We start from the raw sequence: 22,036 nt of genomic DNA, 5'->3' as shown, positions 1-22,036 counted from the left end.
ACTTGAGTAGAAGGTTAAAGAAAAGCCCTAAATGTTACAAACTGTGACCATTAGAGAGTTTTATAACCAATAATAAACAAAAATGTAGATATTTCATCCATGTAAAACAGTTAAGTCAAAATTATCAATTAAACAAAACCATAAGCCAGAAATATGCAGAACGATTACTTCTGCACTGCTTTAAACCTCGGATTCGCCTTACAAATGACATATAGACGCCCTCTTCGTTTTACGATCTGGCAATCCGGATGACGACTTTTTGCACTTTTTAATGATTTTACTACCTTCATGATTTATTCCTTTTCGCTCTTAAATTGACCAAAACGACGGTTGAAGTTCGCAATACGACCTTCTGTTTGAACCACTCGCTGTTTACCGGTGTAGTACGGATGGGAGGCTGACGACACATCTAACGTAAAGTAAGGGTAGGTTTTGCCATCTTTCCATTCGATGGTTCTCTCTGTTTTCAACGTAGAACCAACAACGAAGTATTCATCTACGCTGGTGTCGTGGAACACCACTGGATGATATTCAGGGTGGATTCCTGGTTTCATAATACTTTTCCTCTCAATTAAAATGTTATGTTATAACGTTATAATTAATAATCATTATCAACAAGAAAAGCAAGAGAAATTTGTGATACTTTTCATCTCAATGAATTCTTAAAGACGTCCACCATGTATTCCATTGAACCCATCGGTGTCATTGAGACACCGTACAAAGAAAAGTTTGCAGTACCGCGCCAGCCTCGCTTAGTTCCAACTGCGAAAGCACGCGTAAAACTGTTAGGCGCAGCGAATAGCCCTGAAGCAGTGCGTGGGCTAGAACAGTTCTCTCACGTTTGGCTGTTATTTTTATTTGATCAGAATTTGGGAGCAGGTTGGAAGCCAACCGTCCGTCCGCCACGATTAGGCGGCAATGAACGAATAGGTGTCTTTGCCTCACGCTCTACTTTCCGCCCAAACGGAATCGGAATGTCAGCCGTTGAAGTAAAAGGAGTCACTAAGCAAGGCGATCAAATCTATCTTGATCTAGGCAGTGTTGATCTCGTAGATGGCACACCGATTGTGGACATTAAGCCCTATATCCCCTATTCGGACTCTATTCCAGAAGCACAAGGCGGATACGCAGACCAAGAACCAGAAAAGTCACAAGTCAACTTTTCTGCTCAAGCATTAGCAACGATAGAAAATCGATCCGATACTGACTATGTAAGATCAGTCATTGAACAAGTTCTGGCCCAAGATCCTCGTCCTGCATACAAGAAAAACAAGCCGGACGACAAAGAATATGCGGTAAATTTGTTCGACTTGAACGTAAAGTTCACAGCAACAAGCAACTTAATAACGGTTACCGCTATTGAAAGCTTTTGACAAACGCAATTGGCTGATATTATAGACGGCTAATAAATTTCCCTTTCGGGAACTCCTATACTCCAGCTTATTCAAGCTTGAGTATCTAACTTAAATAAACGGATAAATTTAATGCGTACCAGTAATTATCTTCTTTCTACTCTGAAGGAGACTCCAAACGACGCAGAAGTAGTGAGCCACCAGCTCATGCTACGTGCAGGTATGATCCGTAAGCTGGCTTCAGGTCTATACACCTGGCTACCTACTGGTCTACGTGTACTGCGTAAAGTCGAAAACATCGTTCGTCAAGAAATCGACAATGCAGGCGCAGTCGAAACTTTGATGCCCGTTGTTCAGCCGTTTGAACTATGGGAAGAGACAGGCCGCAGCGAAAAGATGGGTCCTGAGCTACTTCGCTTTACTGACCGTCATGTTCGTCCGTTTGTACTTAGCCCAACCGCTGAAGAAGTGATCACTAGCCTTGTTCGCAATGAAGTGAGCTCTTACAAACAGCTTCCGCTAAACCTGTACCAAATCCAAACCAAATTCCGTGACGAACGTCGTCCACGCTTCGGTGTAATGCGTTCACGTGAATTCTCAATGATGGATGCGTACAGCTTTGACATTGATAAAGACGGCCTACAAAAGTCATACGACGCAATGCACGATGCTTACTGCAAAGCATTCGATCGCATGGGTCTGGATTACCGTCCTGTACTAGCAGATAGCGGTGCTATCGGTGGTAGCGGCTCTCAAGAGTTCCACGTACTGGCTGAAAGTGGCGAAGACATCATCGCATTCTCTACCGAGTCAGATTACGCAGCAAACATCGAAAAAGCAGAAGCACTAGCTCCAGCCTCTGAAGCAGCGGCACCAACGCAAGAAATGACGTTGGTAGATACGCCAAACGCAAAAACAATCGCTGAATTGGTTGAACAGTTCGAGCTGCCAATTGAAAAAACAGTGAAAACTTTGTTTGTGAAAGCGTCTGACGAAGTTGATGCACCAATCATCGCGCTTATCATTCGTGGCGATCATGAGCTGAACGAAGTGAAAGCAGAGAACCTTCCTCAGGTTGCAGCTCCACTGGAAATGGCATCTGAAGAAGAAATTCGTGAGCTTATCGGTGCTGGTCCTGGTTCTCTAGGCCCTGTTGGCCTTAAACTGCCGTTCATCGTTGACCGCAGCGTAGCGGTAATGAGTGATTTCGGTGCGGGTGCGAACATCGATGGCAAACACTACTTCGGCATTAACTGGGGTCGTGACGCAGAGCTTGGTCAAGTTGAAGACCTACGCAACGTGGTTGAAGGCGATCCAAGCCCATGTGGTAAAGGCACTATCCAGCTTAAGCGTGGTATCGAAGTTGGCCATATCTTCCAACTTGGCAACGCTTACTCCGCAGCGATGAACTGTGGTGTACTTGGTCCTGATGGTAAGAACGTCATCCTAGAAATGGGCTGTTACGGCATCGGTATCACTCGCGTCGTAGCGGCTGCTATTGAGCAAAACCATGACAAATACGGCATCATCTGGCCAGATGCAATCGCACCATTCCAGGTTGCGATCGTTCCAATGAACATGCACAAGTCAGAAGAAGTAAAAGAAGCCGCTGAGAAGTTGTACGCTGAGCTAACGGCAATGGGCATCGAAGTACTGTTTGATGATCGTAAAGAACGCCCAGGCGTAATGTTCTCTGACATGGAGCTTATTGGTGTACCGCATACCATTATTATCGGTGACCGCTCAATGAAAGAAGGCAACTTCGAATACAAGAACCGTGCTACTGGGGAGAAAACGCCAGTCGCAATGACTGATATTATCGAGCACGTGAAGGCTCAACTAAAGTAAGCGCTCGACGGTCCTCATTTGAAGTAATTTCAAAATAATTAGAAAGGGTTGACTTCAGTCAGCCCTTTTTTATTACTGGGCAACCTTACTACTCCCCTTTAGATCTATTCACTTTGTTAATCTTTGGTTCAGCTTCTTGCTATTAAACTGATTTCATCATCTAAAGGAGGTCAGTTATGGATTTAAAAAGTCTTCTAAACCAAGCACTCAAATCAGACTTACTCAAGCAAGGGGCTGATGCGTTAGGTAAACAAACTAACAACATCAAATCCTCATCAAACTCAAGTAGCCTGAAAATGCTAGGAGCAGGTGCCGTTGGCGGAGGCCTTATCGGTATGCTGATGGGCTCGAAGAAAAGTAAAAAAATGACCAAGAAAATAGGCTCGGGCGCATTAAAAGTCGGTGGCGCTGCTGCGCTTGGAGCATTAGCCTACAAAGTTTATAACGACTGGCAAGCCAAACAGTCCGGTCAAGGTGTTCATGAGACCTTTGACCCCGATGACAGCAAACACAGTGTACTAATTTTAAAAGCAATGATTGGAGCCGCAAAAGCCGATGGCCATGTAGATGAAGAGGAAATGGCCCGCATCGAGCAAGCCCTCGTGGATATGGGCGCAGATGAGCACGTACGTCAGCTCGTTCAGCAAGAACTAAACAAATCGCTCGATCCTGCTGAAATTGCTAATCAGGCGACCTCTCCCCAGCAAGCGTCAGAAATTTATCTCGCGTCTTTGATTGTTGCTGATGAGCAAAATTTCATGGAAAAAGCGTATTTGCAAGAACTGGCAAAACAGCTTCAGCTTTCTCCAGAAGTTACTCAGCAGTTAGAAGTACAAATGCAGTGATTAAATCTCGCTCAAGCAACTCCTCAACTTGAGCCAAAACAACTCTGCACTTTGAGTTTCAAATCTGCTGTGTGTATATTGAGATAAGTTATCATTTAGTGGAAAGAAAACATGCAAGTATACGGCTGTTGTGAACTGGTTCGTGAGCTTTATGCTCAAATTGGTAGTGGCGATCAAGCTTACATTCCTCAGGCAATTTCATGTGCTGTTAAAGCGCTGAACGATGTTGCGGCGGATGAGTCTCTGCCTAAAGAAGTGCGTGAAAAAGCGGCATTTGCTGCGGCAAACCTACTGATTTCAGATTTTGAGGATAAGTAATGAATCTAGCGAACTTTGAATCCATGGATCCTGTCATGCTCATGAGCATTGTAAATATGAAGCTACGCGACGACTTCGGTGGTGACTTAGATAAACTGGCGGCTTTCTTCGATATCGATCGCGCGGCACTAGAAGCAAAACTGGCTTCTGCTGGTTTTGACTTTCTTCCAGAAGCAGGACAATTCCGTTAACCCGCAGCAATCCCCGCGGGTAACTAAAACGGGGAATAACCAACATTAAAAAGGGCTTGATGATCACTCATCAAGCCCTTCTCTTTTGTCCAATAGACGTTTCGATTAGCCGAATGAAGCCCAGATGACCGTAGCCACAAGAATTGGACATACAAACTTCACATACGCTGGCCATAACTTACCAAACCAACCTTGCGTAAACTCCGGGCAACCTTGCTCAAGCTCTTTGATTTTTGAGTTGCGATTCCATACCCAACCACCAAATAAGCAGAATAAGAGCGCAGCGGTTGGTTGTAGATACTGAGTAGCAACCGTCGCGACCATACCAAACAGAGCGCCAAAGTTATAAACAATCACCACACTGAACAAGGCGATGAGACCGCCTAAAACCCAGCTCGTTGCGCTACGCTTGGTGTTGAAACGCTCACTCACTAACGCCACTGGACACTCTAACATTGAAATGGAAGACGTTAGCGCCGCAATCGTCAGCAATAAGAAGAACACAATAGAGAACAATTGACCAAGCAAACCTAAGCTATCAAACATCAATGGCAATACGGTAAATACCAACGTATCAGAGCTTAATAGAGAGCCATCTTCAGCATAGATTTGAACGCCTTTTTGCATCGCAACAAACATCGCTGGCATCACCACTAACCCTGCAATGAAAGCAACGGCAGTATCTACCATGGTCACGTTCATCGCCATCTTTGGTAGGTTCTCTTTCTTACTCAAGTAAGAGCCATAAATCAGCATTGAACAGCCACCGATCGTAAGCGAGAAGAAGCCCTGCCCCATTGCAGCAAGAATCAACTTGCGGTCCCATACCTTTTCGAAATCCGGTACCAAGTAATGCTTTAGCCCTTCCATCGCACCATTTTGCGTCATGATGTAAGCAAACAGCAGGGCAAACAGAACAAACAATGCTGGCATCAAGCGTGTTGACCACTTCTCAATACCTTGTTTTACTCCACCTTGTACGATGAGAATCGTTAGCACATAAAAAGTAATGGTTCCGAACAAGTTACGTTCAACGCTAAAGCCCTTTAGCCATTGAGTTGCAGCTTCTAACCCCATTAGATCTGTGATTGCACCCAGTAAAAAGCAGATCAACCAACCACCGACAATAGAGTAAAACGCTAAAACAGCGCTTGGTACGCTTAAACCAATCCAGCCCACAATACCGCCGAGCTTTTTACCTACCGGATGATTGGTAAGCGAACGCATACTATCCACCGGGTTGGCTTGACCATGACGACCAATCGCCATTTCAACCACCAGCATAGGAAATGCGACGATAAGAATCATCACCAAATAAACCAACAGGAAAGCACCGCCGCCATTACTGGCAGCTTGGGTTGGAAAGCCCCAAATATTGCCAAGGCCAACTGCGGCACCTGCGGCTGCTAAGATGAATCCGAGACGAGAGCCAAAATGCTCACGAGGCTGAGAAGAGGTTTGCTGTGTCATACTACTCACACAAAATATCATTGAACTAGCTAACTAGTACACTATAGCAATATTCACTATTCAACAAGAGCACTCCGGTTAAATACTCGACAGTTGAAACAATTCACAGTCATTCAGCTTGTAAATTTTAACGTACATCTCACATTCATCATTCTAAGACCTGGCGACTTTTGTCTTTTTCACACGCTTAGAATTTATGATTCTCCCATCGTGAAGTGAGCCGAAAAATAATGAGCTTTGGTGTAAGGAACGAATAGTTCCTCGTGATACTGTGTCGAAAAGCAGAATATTGTGCTTCGCTTTTTCCCCCTTATGTCTATTTATCAGCTAGTTATTACTCTGTTCTCATTTATATCCATGACTCAAGGAGAGGAAAATGAAGGTCACTCTACTTCACGGAGCGATGGTTGCAGCACTCAGCGTCAGCTACCAAGCTCAAGCCTATAACTGCCAAAGCTTACCCGACTGGGACAGCACTGCGACTTATACATTGGGCACTTTAGTAAAAACGCAAGGAGCCGCTTACGAGGCCGCGTATTGGACGCAAGGCAATGACCCTGTTACCAATTCAGGGGCTTGGGAGGCATGGAAAGCGTTAGGGCAATGTGATGGTGGAAGCAACAACCTAGAGCCAACAGTGTCATTCTCCTCTCCAACAAACAACGCACAAATTCCCGAAGGCAGTGCGATCACCTTGCTAGCCAACGCAGCCGACGAAGATGGCCAAATCGCACAAGTTGAGTTTGTTGCAAGCAACCAAACGGTTGCTGTGGTAACTCAAGCACCATTCGAAGCATCTTGGACCGCTATTGAAGGTGTCTCGCAATTGACCGCAATTGCGACCGATAATGAGGGAGCCGTTACCACCACGACGATTTCTATCCAAGTTCAACCACAAGTCGAATTACCGCCACCAAGCATTTCATTGACAAGCCCAGTAGGCACAGAAGTGCTTAATGTAGGCGATAACCTAACCGTAGCCGCTCAAGCTGATGATATTGATGGTGTGGTCACACAAGTTGAGTTCTTCGTGAACAATCAATCCGTTGCGATTGATACCAGCGTACCTTACGAATATCAATGGACCGCGAATGCTGGTACACATTCGTTTAAAGCACAAGCGACTGATGACACATACCTCGCAACCATGAGCCAAGAAGTAACGCTTGTTGTTAGTAATTCAGAAACAGGGACGGGCGGATGTTCAGATGCAGTGCCTTACGCGGCGGGAACGAGTTATCAAGTTGGCGACCTGGTTTCTCACTTCAACCAAAAATATCGTTGTGATGTTGCTGGTTGGTGTTCCTCGGATGCGACATGGGCTTACGAACCTGGTGAAGGGCTATATTGGCAAGATGCTTGGAGTGGCCTAGGTGCTTGTTCGACGCCACCGCAAGTTACCATTACGGCACCAACGGATGGACAAGTCGTGCTCGCTGGCAGCAATAACGAAATCACGGCTAACGCAAGCGATGCTGATGGCACAGTCACGCAAGTTGAGTTTTTTGCGAACAACACCAGCTTAGGGGTCATCACTCAAGCACCATATTCCGTTACTTGGAACGCCACACTTATTGGCGCTAACCAGCTTAAAGCCGTCGCAACCGATAATGATAACAACACGTCAGAGTCCTTGGTTGGTGTGGAAGTCAGCGATAAAGATTTGGTCGTCTCACTGACTTCACCAAGTAGCGGTCAAACCGTCGGATTAGGCAAAAACCTCGCATTAAGTGCCGATGCAACGTCTTTAACCTCAGGCATTAAACAAGTTGATTTCATGGTCAATGGTTCAGTTGTCGCCACAGATACGACTGCGCCTTATTCTGCGAATTGGACACCAGCCGCAATCGGACAGTTTACCGTAAGCGCTCAAGCCATTGATCTTGCTGGAAGCGCGACGTTATCTGACGCGGCAGCAATAACGGTGGTTGAGCAAGCAGAGAAACGTCATAAACTCATCGGTTACTGGCACAATTTTGTAAATGGGGCTGGCTGTCCAATTCGTCTAGCGGATATGGCTGATGCGTGGGATGTGATTGATATTGCCTTTGCCGAAAATGACCGCAACAGTGATGGTACCGTGCACTTTAATCTATATTCAGGCGATATTTACAGCGATTGTCCAGCGCTCGACCCAGCACAGTTCAAACAAGACATGGCTGCGCTTCAAGCTAAAGGTAAAAAGTTTGTTCTCTCTCTTGGCGGCGCAGAAGGCACGATTACGCTGAATACCGACCAAGATGAAGCCAACTTTGTCTCTAGCCTAACAGGTCTTATCGCTGAGTGGGGCTTTGATGGTCTTGATGTGGATTTAGAGAGTGGATCTAACTTGGTTCATGGCTCGCAAATTCAAGCTCGCCTTGGTCGTGCTTTGCTTCAAATAGAGCAAAATATGGGTGGCGATATGTACCTAACCATGGCACCTGAGCATCCTTATGTTCAAGGCGGCTATGTGGCTTACAGCGGTATTTGGGGAGCTTACATTCCTGTGATTAATGAGACACGCAGCACGCTCGACCTGCTTCACGTCCAACTATATAACAACGGTGGTTTGCCAAACCCATATCTGCCAGGCAGTGCGCCAGAAGGCTCTGTGGATATGATGGTAGCGCAATCTAAAATGCTTATCGAAGGCTTTGAATTGGCCGACGGCACTCAGTTTGCACCACTACGTGATGATCAAGTTGCAATCGGCTTACCTTCAGGTCCTAGCTCGGCAAATTCAGGCCAGGCTCCGACACAGAATATTATCAGCGCACTAGATTGTTTAACCAAAGGCACTTCATGTGGCACCGTTAAGCCAGCGTTCAATTACCCGAATTATGCAGGGGTAATGACGTGGTCTATCAACTGGGATAAGCACGATGGTTTTAACTTCTCAAAACCTGTCGGCGATAAGCTCACCGAGATGAACGCGCAATAAGCTATCAAAGAACAAGCGGGTAAAACGGAAATATCGTCTTGCTTTCATTACTTGTTCAAGTATGTAAAAACGAAAAGAGAGCACAATTGTGCTCTCTTTCTTTATACCATTGAGTTCTACTTTTTGAAGGGTAATTAAATCGTAAATACTCGGTAATCTTTTAGCTCAGGGATTTTCTTCAACAAATCGTCTTCTTGCCCTGCCATGTCATCCAACGAGTCACACAAGTCTTCTGCTTGTTGCTCTACCTCTTTCGAATGCTCAGCTAAACGCTCTTCTACTTTCGCGCTGAGTTCAGCCATACTCTCCGATAATGCAGTGAGGTTTATTCCCCCCTCTTCCTTCATTTTTTTCGATAAAGCATCCAACGAACTCGCTAAAAACTCTTTATTGAAGATCTCTTGTGCTTTTGCAAAGTCTTCAGTCCACCCTTGTGTCATGGACTCAAAACTTTCCGCTGGTAGAATGAAATCGCCATCTTTGTAGTAACGTGATTCAACATCAGCGAAAAAGTCCTGCACTGCGACTTTGACGTTATCAAACGCGCCAGGTGCGTCTAGGCTTTCCGCGACATCATCGATGATGTCATTTGCAAGCGCTAAACCATCACTCGCCAACTGCTTTGCTTGTGGAATATACGCGTTCATTTTTTCGCGATAGTCTTCAATTGCCGCTTTTTGGTCGGCATTGAGTTCAATTAGCTCACCTTTGATGAATAGGTTGTTATCCTCATCCACGACAGCTTTATCACCTGTCGTTTGGCGAATTTCCAAGCTTTGCCCATCCATACGGACTTCATTATTGATGTCCACACGACACTGCGCTGCATAACCAGTAGCACTGACCATCAGCAATGAGAGTGTAAAAAGCTTTTTCATGTCATTCTCTTTTATTTAACATTACTCGTGTTAAACATAACACTGAGTGATACATGAGATGTCAGCAAACCGTCACGACTTCGTAACAAGTTGTTTTTTCTCCTATTTTTACATCAATCTCATCGCCTTCTTCTTTCCCGAATAACGCTCGACCAAGAGGAGATTTTGCTGTTAAGACAAAGACTTCCTGAGCCTGATATTTAACAGTCAGACCACCAGAGCAAGGGCCTACAAAGAAGTGCTTTTCAAGCAAATTCTCATCTGCGAGAACGACGTGAGCACCTACACCAACAGGTGCGCCTTTAAAGTCGCGAGTCACTAGAGCGCGATATTGACGCAGCTCGTCTTCACTCTCTTGGATTCGCATAGCTTGTCCATGAGCAAGATACGCGGCTTCAAGTGCTAACGTATCGTACTTATGCTCGGGAACAGTTTCTTCATCTGTCGCGGCATCAATAGCTCGCTGAGCCGATGCATGGGCCACTTGAAGTTTTTCTTCCAGATGTTGGATGATAATTTGGACTAAGTCAGCTTTGTTCATACTTTTAGGACGCGCGTTTGGCACTCAGGGTGTGTTAATGTACCTAAGTTTACCATCAAAGAAAGGTTTCCCTATTATGCAAAGTGACTCGCTGCATCAAACACTTCAATCCGTATTTGGTTTTGACTCATTACGCCAAGGTCAACAACCCGTTATTGAAGCGGTTATGAATGGTTACTCTGCTGCGGCCATCTTTCCTACAGGTTCGGGTAAGTCTCTCTGTTACCAATTGCCAGCAACCGTATTGCCCAATCTTACGTTGGTGATCTCGCCGTTGTTGGCGCTAATGAAAGATCAGTTGAACTTTTTGCAAAGTAAAGGGATCCCGGCCGCTTCTATCGATAGCAGTCAAAGCAGAGAAGAGTCACAACGCGTCATGGCAGGGGTAAAAAATGGACAGATCAAAATATTGATGATTTCTGTTGAGCGCCTAAAAAACGAGCGTTTTCGTGAGTTCATTCGCCAAGTACCGATCTCTTTGATGGTGGTTGATGAAGCGCACTGTATTTCCGAATGGGGACATAACTTCCGCCCTGATTATCTCAAGCTACCGCAATATCAACGTGAACTGAACATTCCACAATCTTTGCTTCTCACTGCAACAGCAACGCCCGCAGTTATTGAAGACATGAAACAAAAGTTCGATATTGCCAGTGAACATATTACCGTTACAGGCTTCTACCGCCCCAATCTGGATATCTCGGTGATCCCATGCGAGGAAGCAACGAAACAAGAAGTGCTAAGTGAGCTCATCGCCTCTTCTCCTAAGCTTCCGACTATCATATACGTGACACAACAGCAGACAGCAGAGCAAGTAGCAAAATCACTAATCCATATTGGCATTAATGCTCACGCGTACCATGCAGGTATGAAAAGCGACATCCGTGAACAAATCCAACAGCAGTTTATGGATAGCCAAATTGACTGTATTGTTGCCACGATTGCATTTGGTATGGGGGTCGATAAATCTGATATCCGCCGCGTCATTCACTTCGACTTACCCAAATCGATCGAGAACTACGCACAAGAGATTGGACGTGCAGGCAGGGACGGGCAACGTTCTGAGTGCATTCTGCTGGGCAATACGTCCGGCTTAACGGTGTTGGAAAACTTTGTCTATGGTGACACACCTGAACTAACCTCGATTAACTATGTAGTCGAGCAAGCGAAAGAACATGCTCCACAATGGGAGGTAGTGCCACTGCGTTTATCGCGTGAAAGTAATATCCGCCAATTGCCACTCAAAACCTTGTTGGTTTATTTGGAGCTACATAAACTCATTGAAGCAAAATACAGTTACTTTGCGGAATATCGCTTTAAGTTTTTGCACGATCAGCAATTTATTGTGAATCAATTTCAAGGCGAGCGACGTCAATTCGTGGAGGCTATTTTCTCCTGCTCGCAAAAAGCCAAAGTGTGGTGCCAAGTTGACCTAGAAGCGTTATGGATGAACTATCAATCGGAACGCAGCCGAGTTGTCGCAGCCCTCGACTATTTTCACCAGAATGGTTGGATAGAGCTAGAGAGCAAACAACTGACCGACGTGTACTCTGTTTTGCCAACCACACAGGGTTCTGATGTTTTAATCCAACAACTGTATGAACTGTTCCAATCCAAAGAAAGCAAAGATATCGAAAGAATTCACACCATGCTGCGCTTGTTCCAGTCAGAGCACTGTTTGAGCTCACAATTGGCGAACTACTTTGCTGATCACAATGCACCAGAGCAATGTGGTCACTGCTCCGTGTGTCGTGGTCAAGTCGCTTCGTTCCCAACACCACAAAATGAGGATATTGAGCCACCTCAAGTAGCAATGTGGGTGCAGGAATTTATTCAGCTCTCCCCTTCAACTATCAGCAATGATGCTGTCGCCCGCTTCTTGTGTGGCATTAGTACCCCTTTAATTAGCCAGCTAAAAGCTTCAAAACTGTCAGGTTATGGTGCGATGGCCAACACAAGCTTTGAGCAAGTATTAGATCAGGTAGAAGCAGTAAGAGCCTAGAAAAAGCTCAATTGACGCGCTTGGTTCTCGGGCTTGAGCATCACGTTCAAGCCTAAAAGGCGTATTTCTCGTCCGTTTTGGCGCTTAAGAATATCTCTTAACAAGATCTTGAAGTCCTCAAGCTCTAATTGCGGATGGATATGCTCAATTGTTGTCAGTTGAAAGTCGGCAAATTTAACTTTAATACCTTGTTTAATAATCGATTTATCTGGGCTTGCACGCTCTAAGCGTTTCTCGAGTTCAGGATAAAGTTTATCCTCGATCACTTGCCAACATTCATCATAGCTCGAGATATTCTGGCTGAATGTTCGTTCCACACCGACGGATTTTCTCTCTCGCTCAACGACGACCTCTCGATTATCAATTCCATGGCTACGCTGCCATAAAGATGCTCCCTGACGACCAAACTGTCTCAGCAATTCACGATAGTCGCTGTTTTTAATATCCTCACATCGATAAAAGCCCGCTTGATGTAGCTTCTCAAGACTCACCTTCCCAACACCAGGAATGTTTTCCAGCGGAAGTGTATCGATAACTTCCTGGACCTTATCTGGCGGGATAACAAACTGACCGTTGGGTTTATTCATATCAGAGGCGACTTTGGCAAGAAACTTAATCGGTGCAATGCCCGCCGATGCCGTCAGCCCAAGCTCATTCCAAATGTCGCGTCGAATAGACTCTGCGATCAACGTTGCGGAGCCACGACAAGCTGTAGAGTCCGTGACATCGAGGTATGCTTCATCTAATGATAGAGGTTCAATGATAGGCGTATAACGCTCAAAAATAGCACGAATCTGCAGAGAGACTTGTTTGTACACGTGCATTCGACCGGGAACGACTAGTAAATGGGGGCAGAGTTGCAATGCTCGCGCCGTTGACATTGCACTACGAACGCCATATTTGCGCGCCTCATAATTACAGGTGCTAATCACGCCACGCTGTTTTTCATGACCGCCAACAGCGAGTGCAATGCCACGGTAACTAGGATTATCTCTCATCTCAACGGCAGCATAAAAACAATCCATATCGACGTGAATGATTTTTCTGATTCGGTCTGACATAGCCATCAAATACTGTTCAAAAGAACAGTATAAATTAAATCTGCCTTGATAGAAATGAGAGTTTGTAAACGTGCTTTAATCTCGTAACATCACATCAAGCTGATCGACCAACTCTGCCCAGTCTGCGTCTTCTTCAATGGCTTGTTTGAGAAATGTGGCCTGCGAACTTGTCCAAAAGCTGGCTTCATGCAAAGGGGCTGAAGCTCTTTTGTGTCGATGTTCGTTAATAAAGTCCTTTATCTCTTGAGGAGAGCTGCCGAGGCCTAATTGTTGAAACAATTCAGCCATACCGTGTTGATGCATTTCCATATTTCCTCCTAAGTTAACGCGCTTTAGTTTGAGTATATAACCAAATAACAGTTAAGTACGGTGATTAAAGGGAAATGACGTGGCTGTGAATTCTGCACCGACTTAAGCTTCCGGTCATCCTAGATTAAACGTAGCAAGCAAAGTATAAACTCTCAGAGAAGTAGAGCGAGAAATATAAAAAAACCCAGCTTTAGCTGGGTTATTTTGTATTACTCTTTGGATGACCGATACTTAAGCAATTCGATCTTTTTCCCATGCAGCCAATTTCTCAGCTCGCGCCGCTTCACGTGCTTCACGTTTCTTACGCGCGTCACATGGTTCTGGACAGTTACATACTTTCTCAATACCTACTGCACCAAGACCGCCACAGCTACCCTTCACTACTTTCTTCTGGAAGATGTAGCCAACAGCCATCGCTGCGATTACCGCAACAAAAACTGCAAACGTAATTAGAAATGTACTCATAAGAACATGCTCACTTCTGTTGTTATTTCTTCATGAACGGCTTGTATGCTTCCGAAGCCAGCTCTTTAAAACCATTTTCCGTCTTCACAATCATGAAAACAGGAATATTATTTTCGTTCGCAATTGCCATGCCTTTGTCTTCACCTAGCACCATAAGACCAGTTGCAAGACCATCAGCAGTCATCGACGATTTATCTAATACCGTTACAGACACCACTTTATGATGAATAGGTTTGCCTGTTCTTGGATTAATAATATGAGAGTATCTCACACCATTACTCTCAAAGTAATTACGATAGTCACCACTTGTTGCAATTGCCATGTCCCCTGGCTCAATAATTTCTTGAATTGAGCGCTCATCAATAGTCGGCTTTTCAATCGCAATGCGCCAAGGCACGCCTTCACGATTCACGCCTTTGAGGCGCATTTCGCCGCCCACTTCTACCATGAAGTTATGAACCCCTTCAGATTGAAGGTAGTCAGCAACCACGTCAACCCCCCAACCTTTAGCAATAGTTGATAAATCGACATACAAGTTAGGAATATCTTTAGACAATTTATTGCCATCAACAGATAGATGATGAATGCCAGTATTGGCTTTGCGTTCCGCTAGCTCTTCATCTGTAGGAACGACATCAGGGCGAGCTTCTGGGCCAAAGCCCCACAGGTTAACTAAAGGGCCGACTGTCACATCCAACGCACCTAAAGTAAGACCGTTAAGGCGAATTGCTTCTTTCACTACCGTTGCAGTTTGTGTCGAAACTGTAAATGGCTCGCTCGTTTGATGCTGGTTAAAACGACTTAACTCTGAATCATCACGGTAGGTCGACATTTGGTCATTAACCTCTTCCAATAAGCGATCAATTTCCGTCTGCATCGCTTTTGGCGTTGGAATACCATCTTGCTCGATATATTTGATGTTATAAGAAGTCCCCATGGTAGGGCCACTTAGATGAATTTGATCTGCTGGCTGCTCACAGCCAGCCAAAATCAATAGAGAAGCGAATGCAACAAGCCACGTTTTCACTTGTTAACTCCCAATGTTGTTGAATTGATATGGGGAATGGGACCGATTACTTAAATCCAATTACCTATATCAACTGTTGAATATTATTTTTACTTCTACAAAAAATAATGGCTAGCTCTTAGAGAGCTAGCCATAGATTCAATCACTTGGAGGGATTAACCACCGAAGTCATCTAGTAGGATGTTTTCATCCTCTACACCTAGATCTTTTAGCATGCCGATAACAGCAGCGTTCATCATAGGTGGACCACACATGTAGTATTCACAGTCTTCTGGCGCTTCGTGATCACGTAGATAGTTCTCGTAAAGAACGTTGTGAATAAAGCCAGTGTAACCATCCCAGTTATCTTCTGGAAGTGGATCAGACAGTGCACAGTGCCATACGAAGTTGTCATTCTCAGCTTGTAGCATATCGAAGTCTTCTACGTAGAACATTTCACGCTTAGAACGTGCGCCGTACCAGAAAGACATCTTACGCTTAGAGTGTAGACGCTTAAGTTGGTCGAAGATGTGTGAGCGCATCGGAGCCATACCAGCACCACCACCAACGAATACCATTTCTGCATCTGTATCTTTCGCAAAGAACTCACCAAATGGACCAGAAATAGTACACTTGTCGCCTTCTTTTAGAGACCAGATGTACGAAGACATGATGCCTGGTGGTACGTCTGGGTTGTTCGGCGGCGGAGTTGCGATACGAACGTTAAGCATGATGATACCGTGCTCTTCTGGGTAGTTAGCCATTGAGTATGCACGGATTGTCTCTTCATTAACTTTAGACTCGTAACGGAAAAGGTTGAACTTCTCCCAGTCTTCACGGTATTCCTCAGGAATATCGTAGTCTGCGTATTTCACGTGGTGAGCAGGTGCTTCAATCTGGATGTAACCACCAGCACGGAAAGGTACTGATTCGCCATCTGGAATTTGTAGCTTAAGCTCTTTGATGAATGTCGCTTTGTTATCGTTAGAGATAACGGTACATTCCCACTTCTTAACGCCAAAGATCTCTTCAGGAAGCTCGATGTCCATGTCAGTTTTCATTGCAACCTGACACGCTAGACGCTCACCTTCACGAGCTTCACCTTTAGTAATATGGTCAAGCTCGGTTGGTAGGATGTCGCCACCACCTGATTTAACTTTTACGCGACACTGACCACATGAGCCACCGCCACCACAAGCAGAAGATACGAATACGCCAGCACCGGCTAGAGCACTCAGTAGCTTACCACCTGGTTGTGTAACGATCGCCAGAGAAGGGTCATCGTTCACAGAAATTGTAATGTCACCTGTTGGTACAAGCTTAGACTTAGCGAAAAGAATCACTAGTACTAGTGCAAGTACGATCAGAGTAAACATCACTACACCAAGAATAATGTCCATTGACTATTCCTTAATTGTTGCGGTTTACCCGACTTACAGTTGAACACCAGAGAAAGACATAAAGCCTAACGCCATAAGACCTACAGTGATAAATGTGATACCAAGACCACGTAGACCTGGAGGTACGTCAGAGTACTTCATCTTCTCACGGATACCTGCAAGAGCAACGATTGCCAGCATCCAGCCCACACCAGAGCCGAAACCGTAAACGATAGATTCAGCAAAGTTGTAGTCACGTTGTACCATGAAAGATACACCACCGAAGATTGCACAGTTTACTGTGATCAGCGGAAGGAAGATGCCTAGCGCGTTGTACAAAGGTGGGAAGAAACGGTCTAGAACCATCTCTAGAATCTGTACAAGTGCTGCAATTACACCGATAAAGGTGATGAAGTTTAGGAAGCTAAGGTCCACGCCCTCAACTAACGCGTTCTCTCTCAGAACTAGGTTGTATACTAGGTTGTTCACAGGAACAGCGATAGTCAGTACTACCACAACTGCAACACCTAGGCCGAAAGAGGTCTTAACCTTCTTAGATACGGCAAGGAAAGTACACATACCTAGGAAGAAAGACAGAGCCATGTTTTCGATGAAAATCGATTTAACTAACAGACTAATGTAATGTTCCATGACGTCCTTACTCCTTCGCTTCTACTTGTTCTGGTTTCAGAATACGGATTACCCAGATAAGGAAGCCGATTAGGAAGAATGCTGATGGTGCTAGTAGCATTAGGCCGTTAGGCTGGTACCAACCACCGTTGCTCACTAGAGGTAGAACTTCTAGGCCAAATAGTTTGCCTGAGCCAAATAGCTCACGGAAGAAACCTACAGTGATAAGAACGAAACCGTAACCTAGACCGTTACCAATACCGTCAATAAGAGATGGTACTGGCGCAGACTTCATTGCGAATGCTTCAGCACGACCCATTACGATACAGTTAGTGATAATCAGACCAACGAATACAGATAGCTGTTTAGAGATATCGTATAGGTAAGCTTTTAGCACCTGGTCTACCACGATTACTAGCGATGCGATAATTGCCATCTGAACGATGATACGCACACTGTTAGGAATGTGGTTACGGATCAATGAAACAGAGAAGTTAGACAACGCAGTTACAAATGTTACCGCTAGCGTCATTACAAAAGCTGTTTCTAGTTTAGTTGTCACTGCAAGAGCAGAACATACACCAAGAACTTGTAGCGCGATTGGGTTGTTATCCAATACTGGCGCTAGAATGCTCTTTTTAACGTTTTGTGCACTAGACATTAGTTAAGTTCTCCGTCACGAACTTTTGCTAGGAAAGGACCAAAGCCCTTGTCACCTAACCAGAAGTCAAATGTGTGTTGAACACCATTACTAGTGAGCGTTGCTCCTGATAGGCCATCAACACCGTGCTCAGAACCTTGCGGTGCGCCGCCTTTCACGACCTTAATCGCTGGCTGATGATCTTCATTGTACAATTTCTTGCCAATGAATTGATCGCGCCATGAAGGGTTCTCTACTTCACCACCAAGTCCAGGAGTTTCACCTTGCTCGTAGTAAGTAATAGCAGACACAGTGTTACCATCAGTTTCAACGGCTACAAAGGCATACATCATCGACCATAGTCCTTTACCGTGCATAGGCAAGATAACTTTTTGGACTTCATCTTGGTCTTTTACTAAGTACACCACTGCTGTATTCGCACGACGACGGATATCAGCGACGTCTTCTTCTGGTGTCAATGCGATTGAACGTTCTGCATCTTTTGATGCTTCACGCTGATCGTACGTAGATGCATTACCCTCAGTAAAGTTACCTGTTTCAAGGTCTACCAGACGAGGTTCGATGTACTCAGCAAATAGCTCTGGTACTTTCTTACCGTTCGCGTCAATGCCTGCAACTTCAACGATCTTTGATTGCTTATCTAGGACAGCGTTAGCTTTTTGCTTATCACGCAGACCTACTGCTGCTGTTGATACGATGATTGAACAAACAAGGCTCAACCCGATAACAACACCCAGCGTCTTTTTAATGCTGTCGTTATTACTTGCCATAGCGTGCTAGTCTCCGCTTGATGTTCTTCTCAATCACTACATGGTCGAACAGAGGTGCGAATAGGTTCGCGAATAGAATCGCCAGCATCATACCTTCTGGGTACGCCGGGTTAACTACACGGATCATCACACACATTGCACCAATCAGGATGCCGTACCACCATTTACCTTTGTTAGTAAATGACGCTGATACTGGGTCCGTTGCCATGAAGAACATACCGAATGCAAAACCACCTAGAACTAGGTGCCAGTGCCATGGCATGTTGAACATTGGGTTAGTGTCAGAACCGATCACGTTAAACAGAGTCGATACTGCAATCATACCGATCATTACGCCCGCAATGATGCGCCATGAAGCGATTCGCATGTAAACGATCATCGCTGCACCGATCATTAGAGCTAGAGTCGATACTTCACCAATAGAGCCAGGGATGTTACCGATGAAAGCGTCCATCCAAGTGATAGGAGAACCAGTTACTGTGTTAACTAGAGCACCGTTACCACCTTGAGCCCATTGGCTAAGAGCAGTTGCACCAGAGAAGCCGTCAGCTGCAGTCCATACTACGTCACCCGAGATTTGCGCTGGGTAAGCGAAGAATAGGAATGCACGACCTGCAAGTGCAGGGTTAAGGAAGTTACGACCTGTACCACCGAAGATCTCCTTCGCAACAACAACACCAAATGTGATACCTAGTGCCGCTTGCCATAGAGGTAGCGTTGGTGGAACGATAAGTGCGAACAAGATAGAAGTAACAAAGAAGCCTTCGTTTACTTCGTGCTTACGCACCATACAGAAAAGCACTTCCCAGAAACCACCAACAAGGAATACTGTTGCGTAGATAGGCAGGAAGTAGGTCGCACCTAGTAGCATCTTGCTGCCAACCCCTGCATCAGCGGCAATCGTTCCGCCCAGCATTTCAGTTAGCCAGTAGTGCCAGTTACCAGAGATAACTGTCGCTAGTTGATCACCAGCGTACATGTGGTTAAGCGCTGCAATAGCTTGGCCACCTGCGTTGTACATACCCCAGAACATTGCTGGGAATACCGCAAACCAAACCATGATCATGATACGTTTTAGGTCAACGCTATCACGAACGTGCGAGCTTTTATTTGTTACGATACCTGGAGTGTAAAAAACTGTTGCTACAGCTTCGTACAGGGCAAACCATTTTTCGTGTTTACCACCAGGCTCAAAATGATGCTCGATGTCTTCAAGAAACTTTTTAAGAGCCATGAAAATTACCCTTCCTTCTCGATAGTATCTAGGCATTCACGAAGTAACGTACCGTACTCGTACTTACCTGGACATACAAAGGTACACAATGCTAGATCTTCTTCATCCAGTTCAAGCGCACCCAGTGCTTGAGCACTGTCTGTATCACCTGCACATAGATCACGAAGCAGCAGAGTAGGCTCCATATCTAGAGGCATTACGCGTTCGTAGTTGCCAATTGGAACCATTGAACGATCACTACCATTGGTCGTCGTTGTCATATTGAACAACTGACCTTTGAATACGTGACCAAGGAAAGAGCGAGTTACCGAGAACTTATTCTTACCAGGCATTGCCCAGCCAAATAGTTCTTTCTCACGGCCTTCACGTAATACAGAAACCTGTTGATGGTAACGGCCAAGGTATGCGTGTGGACCAGTTGCATGTGTACCTGTCAGTACAGAACCAGAAATCACACGAACTTCGCCAGGCATCAGCTCGTTATCTGTTAGGTCATCCAAGCTTGCACCGATTACGGTACGAACTAGACGAGGGTTATTCACAACTGGACCAGCTAGAGACACAACACGATCTGTGTATAGCTCACCAGTTAGGAACAGCTTACCGAACGCGATAACGTCTTGGTAGTTGATGCTCCATGCCACATTTTCTGCATTCACTGGGTATAGGAAATGCATGTGGGTGCCAGCAAGACCTGCTGGGTGAGGGCCATCGAAGACGTGTTCTTCTACGTTAGACTGTGAAGAGCGTGGCAAACTAGTGCCAGATTTACATACGTAAACCTTGCCTTCTGTCAGGGCTGAAAGAATGTCTAGACCAGCAATGAATGCTTCTTGTTGCTCATTAATGATCAACTCAGGCTTAGCTGCTAGTGGATTAGTATCCATTGCAGTTACGAAAATAGCCTTAGTAGAAGACTCGATTGCAGGAACCTTGCTAAACGGACGAGTACGTAAAGCGGTCCATAGGCCAGAGTCAACCAACTGAGTCTTGATCACTTCACGATCTAGACCTGAAAGTTGAGCGGCTTCGAACTTATCAAATGTCACCTGCTCTTCACCTGCCACTTCAATCACTACAGATTGAAGGACACGTTTAGCGCCACGGTTAACTTCGATCACTTTACCGGCTGCTGGTGCAGTAAATTTCACGCCAGGGTTCTTTTTATCTTCAAAAAGAACTTGCGCTTTTTTCACTTCATCACCAACGCGGACATGCATGGTAGGACGCATGCCAACGTACTCTTCGCCAAGCAAGGCGACTTTTTTGATGGTCTTACCATCATTAATCACCTGGGATGGAGTTCCTGCGATAGGAAGATCCAAGCCCTTCTTTATTGTAATCATACGCACTTGCACTACTTTTATCGGGAAAAAGATTCTTTTGATTGCGTAACTTTTAGACACGACATCAGTGTCCGGTTTTGATGTTGTTTTAAACATCAAAATCGCAACATCCTATTAAAAATCTCGTCACAAGGAATACGCGAGATTTATCAGGTGCCGTAGTCTAGCATTTTTTAGGAACTTGATGCCATGACCAATCATTAGAATAGAGGGGTTATTTCGGTAGAATCAGGTCTAAAAGGTCAAAGAATAGTCATAACTTTGACCGATCGCACAAATGCCATATTCCATACATATCTTATGGAAAAGTCATATTCATCGCCTGAAATATCCTGCAATTTCCATTCATTTGTTGAAACACTGTTAACACATTTTTTAACCAGAATTTGTGCCACATCAATGCCCCTAAAGAATGTAAAACGAAAAAAGATGGCCTTAGCCACCTTTTCTCTGCACCTTTATATTTTGCGTCTTTAGTGACCGCCACCCATACACATAGGGCTATCAGGAGCGCCATCTTGTTCTCGCTTCCACTCTTCATCAGTGTATGTATGAATAGCTAGTGCATGAATGTGGTTATCTAGCTCATCTGCCAAAATTTGATGAACTTGGCGATGGCGTCCAATCAAACGCTGTCCCGCGAACGAATCACTCACAACAATCACTTTGAAGTGACTCTCCGAGCCTGGTGGCACATTATGCATGTAGCTCTCATTAATCACTTTGAGATAGCTTGGTTGCAGCTCACTGTGTAGTTTCTTCTCTATGATTTCTTGGATCATATTCGTTCCTCATTGATGCGAATTC

Annotated in this window: 23 protein-coding genes; 7 read left to right on the top strand and 16 right to left on the bottom strand. The window is 45.0% G+C overall.

Annotated elements, in window-relative coordinates:
• Positions 1-164: 164 nt before the first annotated feature.
• Complete coding sequence (ykgO, locus tag EX191_RS00735; RefSeq protein ID WP_009844388.1) at positions 165-290, bottom strand: type B 50S ribosomal protein L36; 126 nt, start codon at positions 288-290, stop codon at positions 165-167.
• A gap of 3 nt (positions 291-293) precedes the next feature.
• A complete protein-coding gene (locus EX191_RS00730) occupies positions 294-554 on the bottom strand; it encodes a type B 50S ribosomal protein L31 (RefSeq protein ID WP_193446974.1) in 261 nt (86 codons plus the stop codon).
• A 123-nt stretch (positions 555-677) separates the two neighbouring features.
• Here EX191_RS00730 and tsaA point away from each other — a divergent pair, with 123 nt between their 5' ends.
• The 5 genes from tsaA (at position 678) to EX191_RS00705 (ending at position 4,554) form a co-directional block, all read left to right on the top strand.
• Complete coding sequence (gene tsaA / locus EX191_RS00725) at positions 678-1,373, top strand: tRNA (N6-threonylcarbamoyladenosine(37)-N6)-methyltransferase TrmO (RefSeq protein WP_053809825.1); 696 nt, start codon at positions 678-680, stop codon at positions 1,371-1,373.
• Positions 1,374-1,484: 111 nt separating this feature from the next.
• On the top strand, positions 1,485-3,200 hold the full coding sequence (locus tag EX191_RS00720; RefSeq protein ID WP_046874977.1) for a proline--tRNA ligase: 1,716 nt from the start codon (positions 1,485-1,487) through the stop codon (positions 3,198-3,200).
• 176 nt (positions 3,201-3,376) lie between these two features.
• Positions 3,377-4,045: a tellurite resistance TerB family protein gene (locus EX191_RS00715; RefSeq protein WP_193446973.1), complete on the top strand. Its 669-nt coding sequence runs from the start codon at positions 3,377-3,379 to the stop codon at positions 4,043-4,045.
• Between the two features lie 111 nt (positions 4,046-4,156).
• A complete protein-coding gene (locus EX191_RS00710) occupies positions 4,157-4,363 on the top strand; it encodes a YaeP family protein (RefSeq protein WP_005391765.1) in 207 nt (68 codons plus the stop codon).
• Complete coding sequence (locus EX191_RS00705; protein ID WP_109169594.1) at positions 4,363-4,554, top strand: DUF4250 domain-containing protein; 192 nt, start codon at positions 4,363-4,365, stop codon at positions 4,552-4,554. The genes EX191_RS00710 and EX191_RS00705 overlap by 1 nt, the downstream gene beginning before the upstream one ends.
• Positions 4,555-4,659: 105 nt before the next feature.
• On the opposite strand, the gene EX191_RS00700 is transcribed toward EX191_RS00705, so the two are convergent.
• On the bottom strand, positions 4,660-6,024 hold the full coding sequence (locus EX191_RS00700; protein ID WP_012841489.1) for a sodium-dependent transporter: 1,365 nt from the start codon (positions 6,022-6,024) through the stop codon (positions 4,660-4,662).
• Between the two features lie 376 nt (positions 6,025-6,400).
• Between EX191_RS00700 and EX191_RS00695 the strand changes: the two genes are divergently transcribed.
• Positions 6,401-8,947 (top strand): Ig-like domain-containing protein, encoded by a 2,547-nt coding sequence (locus tag EX191_RS00695; protein ID WP_193446972.1) that lies wholly within the window; start codon positions 6,401-6,403, stop codon positions 8,945-8,947.
• Positions 8,948-9,081: 134 nt separating this feature from the next.
• Here EX191_RS00695 and EX191_RS00690 read toward each other — a convergent pair whose 3' ends face one another.
• Together EX191_RS00690 and EX191_RS00685 are read right to left on the bottom strand one after the other, a co-directional pair.
• Positions 9,082-9,825 (bottom strand): YggN family protein, encoded by a 744-nt coding sequence (locus EX191_RS00690; protein ID WP_005385316.1) that lies wholly within the window; start codon positions 9,823-9,825, stop codon positions 9,082-9,084.
• Positions 9,826-9,886: 61 nt separating this feature from the next.
• Positions 9,887-10,366, bottom strand: coding sequence for a GreA/GreB family elongation factor (locus EX191_RS00685; protein WP_193446971.1), 480 nt, complete (start codon positions 10,364-10,366; stop codon positions 9,887-9,889).
• A gap of 76 nt (positions 10,367-10,442) precedes the next feature.
• On the opposite strand from EX191_RS00685, the gene EX191_RS00680 reads away from it, so the two are divergent.
• Entirely contained in the window at positions 10,443-12,368 is a 1,926-nt protein-coding gene (locus EX191_RS00680) for a RecQ family ATP-dependent DNA helicase (protein ID WP_193447062.1), read from the top strand.
• On the opposite strand, the gene dinB is transcribed toward EX191_RS00680, so the two are convergent.
• From dinB to bolA, 11 genes are all read right to left on the bottom strand, one after another.
• Positions 12,365-13,429 (bottom strand): DNA polymerase IV, encoded by a 1,065-nt coding sequence (gene dinB / locus EX191_RS00675; RefSeq protein ID WP_193446970.1) that lies wholly within the window; start codon positions 13,427-13,429, stop codon positions 12,365-12,367. The two genes, EX191_RS00680 and dinB, sit on opposite strands and share 4 nt — an antisense overlap.
• A 75-nt stretch (positions 13,430-13,504) precedes the next feature.
• On the bottom strand, positions 13,505-13,738 hold the full coding sequence (locus EX191_RS00670) for a DUF2789 domain-containing protein (protein ID WP_012841486.1): 234 nt from the start codon (positions 13,736-13,738) through the stop codon (positions 13,505-13,507).
• A gap of 231 nt (positions 13,739-13,969) precedes the next feature.
• The gene (nqrM, locus tag EX191_RS00665; RefSeq protein ID WP_005436655.1) at positions 13,970-14,203 is read right to left on the bottom strand and encodes a (Na+)-NQR maturation NqrM; all 234 of its coding nucleotides are present in this window, start codon (positions 14,201-14,203) and stop codon (positions 13,970-13,972) included.
• Positions 14,204-14,225: 22 nt separating this feature from the next.
• Positions 14,226-15,230: an FAD:protein FMN transferase gene (locus tag EX191_RS00660; RefSeq protein ID WP_193446969.1), complete on the bottom strand. Its 1,005-nt coding sequence runs from the start codon at positions 15,228-15,230 to the stop codon at positions 14,226-14,228.
• 155 nt (positions 15,231-15,385) lie between these two features.
• The gene (nqrF, locus tag EX191_RS00655) at positions 15,386-16,609 is read right to left on the bottom strand and encodes an NADH:ubiquinone reductase (Na(+)-transporting) subunit F (RefSeq protein WP_005380271.1); all 1,224 of its coding nucleotides are present in this window, start codon (positions 16,607-16,609) and stop codon (positions 15,386-15,388) included.
• 33 nt (positions 16,610-16,642) lie between these two features.
• The gene (gene nqrE / locus EX191_RS00650) at positions 16,643-17,239 is read right to left on the bottom strand and encodes an NADH:ubiquinone reductase (Na(+)-transporting) subunit E (RefSeq protein WP_005380270.1); all 597 of its coding nucleotides are present in this window, start codon (positions 17,237-17,239) and stop codon (positions 16,643-16,645) included.
• Positions 17,240-17,246: 7 nt separating this feature from the next.
• Positions 17,247-17,879: an NADH:ubiquinone reductase (Na(+)-transporting) subunit D gene (locus tag EX191_RS00645; RefSeq protein WP_005380269.1), complete on the bottom strand. Its 633-nt coding sequence runs from the start codon at positions 17,877-17,879 to the stop codon at positions 17,247-17,249.
• Positions 17,879-18,649: a Na(+)-translocating NADH-quinone reductase subunit C gene (locus tag EX191_RS00640; protein ID WP_006742550.1), complete on the bottom strand. Its 771-nt coding sequence runs from the start codon at positions 18,647-18,649 to the stop codon at positions 17,879-17,881. Before EX191_RS00640 ends, EX191_RS00645 begins: the two co-directional genes overlap by 1 nt.
• Entirely contained in the window at positions 18,639-19,883 is a 1,245-nt protein-coding gene (locus EX191_RS00635) for an NADH:ubiquinone reductase (Na(+)-transporting) subunit B (RefSeq protein ID WP_006742551.1), read from the bottom strand. The genes EX191_RS00640 and EX191_RS00635 overlap by 11 nt, the downstream gene beginning before the upstream one ends.
• 5 nt (positions 19,884-19,888) lie before the next feature.
• Complete coding sequence (locus EX191_RS00630) at positions 19,889-21,229, bottom strand: Na(+)-translocating NADH-quinone reductase subunit A (protein WP_041853022.1); 1,341 nt, start codon at positions 21,227-21,229, stop codon at positions 19,889-19,891.
• Between the two features lie 473 nt (positions 21,230-21,702).
• Positions 21,703-22,011 carry a transcriptional regulator BolA gene (gene bolA / locus EX191_RS00625; protein WP_005380262.1) on the bottom strand — a complete coding sequence of 103 codons (309 nt, stop codon included), beginning with the start codon at positions 22,009-22,011 and terminating at the stop codon, positions 21,703-21,705.
• Positions 22,012-22,036 lie beyond the last annotated feature (25 nt).

Source organism: Vibrio chemaguriensis, from assembly GCF_012275705.1.
In the GTDB taxonomy this organism is placed as follows: domain Bacteria; phylum Pseudomonadota; class Gammaproteobacteria; order Enterobacterales; family Vibrionaceae; genus Vibrio; species Vibrio diabolicus.
Note: the sequence above shows the minus strand (reverse complement) of the source record. Positions and strands in the feature narration are given on the sequence as shown.